This is a genomic window from Tamlana crocina, from assembly GCF_012037625.1.
Genome location: NZ_JAAVJS010000215.1, coordinates 1 through 466, shown reverse-complemented (window position 1 = coordinate 466; position 466 = coordinate 1). Strand labels below are relative to the sequence as shown.

Here is a 466-nt window from a genome sequence, read left to right as displayed (position 1 = left end):
CCAATCGAGCCATAAAGCTCATTATAATTCGAAAAATTTTCAATGTAAATCCCAAACAGGAAGGTTGTAAGGATGATCAAAATAGTTGCAAAAAATGCTCCTATTGAAAAAAAGCGGCTTAACCTGCTTTCTTTGGTTCCAAAATAATACAGGATCGCTACCCCAATATACACGAGGCAGATAAAAAGGATATACCTGCCCACATTTATCCACCTTACCGTATCATCTACGACTCCCAGGCTTTTGAGATCTTCGGTTAAAAAGGTCAAATAAACGGTTACTACTACAGTAGTTAGCAATAAAAGGGCCAGAATCAACGAAACCCCTACTGCAATGAAATATTGTCTTATTATTGACCTGTTGATCCTGGTGTGATAGGAGAATTCAAAGCCTGTAAATACAGCATTTACCCCGTTAGCCATCAAAGCAATGGAAAGCAAAAATACAAAGGATAAAAGTCCTCCCC

1 protein-coding gene is annotated in these 466 nt (G+C 38.2%); it reads right to left on the bottom strand.

Features of this window, described 5'->3' with window-relative positions; all coding sequences use genetic code 11:
* Window positions 1–440, bottom strand: a 440-nt coding sequence (locus HC176_RS16385) for a YihY/virulence factor BrkB family protein (RefSeq protein WP_342448715.1), incomplete at its 3' end; no start/stop codon positions are given.
* Between the last annotated feature and the right edge of the window lie 26 nt (window positions 441–466).